4 tRNA genes and 1 rRNA gene are annotated in these 1,693 nt (G+C 54.0%); all 5 read right to left on the bottom strand.

The features are described from left to right. A 16S ribosomal RNA gene (locus ACFQ7C_RS20280) occupies nt 1-1,193 on the bottom strand; the annotation flags it as partial. Between the two features lie 97 nt (nt 1,194-1,290). Continuing rightward, nucleotides 1,291-1,364 (bottom strand) — tRNA-Gly (locus ACFQ7C_RS20275). A 14-nt stretch (nt 1,365-1,378) separates the two neighbouring features. Then, nucleotides 1,379-1,455, bottom strand: a tRNA-Arg gene (locus ACFQ7C_RS20270). Nucleotides 1,456-1,469: 14 nt separating this feature from the next. After that, nucleotides 1,470-1,555: transfer RNA gene (locus ACFQ7C_RS20265), tRNA-Leu, on the bottom strand. Between the two features lie 15 nt (nt 1,556-1,570). Beyond that, nucleotides 1,571-1,642: transfer RNA gene (locus tag ACFQ7C_RS20260), tRNA-Gly, on the bottom strand. Between the last annotated feature and the right edge of the window lie 51 nt (nt 1,643-1,693).

The raw sequence follows: 1,693 nt of genomic DNA, 5'->3' as shown, positions 1-1,693 counted from the left end.
CCTCCGAGTTGACCCCGGCGGTCTCCTGTGAGTCCCCATCACCCCGAAGGGCATGCTGGCAACACAGAACAAGGGTTGCGCTCGTTGCGGGACTTAACCCAACATCTCACGACACGAGCTGACGACAGCCATGCACCACCTGTACACCGACCACAAGGGGGGCACCATCTCTGATGCTTTCCGGTGTATGTCAAGCCTTGGTAAGGTTCTTCGCGTTGCGTCGAATTAAGCCACATGCTCCGCCGCTTGTGCGGGCCCCCGTCAATTCCTTTGAGTTTCAGTCTTGCGGCCGTACTCCCCAGGCGGGGAACTTAATGCGTTAGCTGCGGCACCGACGACGTGGAATGTCGCCAACACCTAGTTCCCACCGTTTACGGCGTGGACTACCAGGGTATCTAATCCTGTTCGCTCCCCACGCTTTCGCTCCTCAGCGTCAGTTACAGACCAGAGAGTCGCCTTCGCCACTGGTGTTCCTCCACATCTCTACGCATTTCACCGCTACACGTGGAATTCCACTCTCCTCTTCTGCACTCAAGTTCCCCAGTTTCCAATGACCCTCCCCGGTTGAGCCGGGGGCTTTCACATCAGACTTAAGAAACCGCCTGCGAGCCCTTTACGCCCAATAATTCCGGACAACGCTTGCCACCTACGTATTACCGCGGCTGCTGGCACGTAGTTAGCCGTGGCTTTCTGGTTAGGTACCGTCAAGGTACCGCCCTATTCGAACGGTACTTGTTCTTCCCTAACAACAGAGCTTTACGATCCGAAAACCTTCATCACTCACGCGGCGTTGCTCCGTCAGACTTTCGTCCATTGCGGAAGATTCCCTACTGCTGCCTCCCGTAGGAGTCTGGGCCGTGTCTCAGTCCCAGTGTGGCCGATCACCCTCTCAGGTCGGCTACGCATCGTTGCCTTGGTGAGCCGTTACCTCACCAACTAGCTAATGCGCCGCGGGTCCATCTGTAAGTGGTAGCCGAAGCCACCTTTTATGTTTGAACCATGCGGTTCAAACAACCATCCGGTATTAGCCCCGGTTTCCCGGAGTTATCCCAGTCTTACAGGCAGGTTACCCACGTGTTACTCACCCGTCCGCCGCTAACATCAGGGAGCAAGCTCCCATCTGTCCGCTCGACTTGCATGTATTAGGCACGCCGCCAGCGTTCGTCCTGAGCCAGGATCAAACTCTCCGATAAAGTAGTTTGACTGACTACGCACATCGCTGTGCGATTTTTAAAAACTGAATTAACAGGTACGTTTTGTCTTGTTTAGTTTTCAAAGATCATTCAATAATGGAGCGGGTGATGAGAATCGAACTCACGACATCAGCTTGGAAGGCTGAGGTTTTACCACTAAACTACACCCGCGTAGTATCTTATATTGGCGCGCCCGAGAGGAGTCGAACCCCTAACCTTTTGATTCGTAGTCAAACACTCTATCCAGTTGAGCTATGGGTGCTAAATATAAAACAATGCCGAGGACCGGAATCGAACCGGTACGGTGATCACTCACCGCAGGATTTTAAGTCCTGTGCGTCTGCCAGTTCCGCCACCCCGGCGTAATGAATTGGCTAAGCGGAAGACGGGATTCGAACCCGCGACCCCCACCTTGGCAAGGTGGTGTTCTACCACTGAACTACTTCCGCAAAATGGTGCCGGCTAAAGGACTTGAACCCTCGACCCTCTGATTACAAATC

Source organism: Microbacterium sp. NPDC056569, from assembly GCF_042793475.1.
In the GTDB taxonomy this organism is placed as follows: domain Bacteria; phylum Actinomycetota; class Actinomycetes; order Actinomycetales; family Microbacteriaceae; genus Microbacterium.
This window is presented reverse-complemented; position numbering and strand designations above follow the sequence as displayed.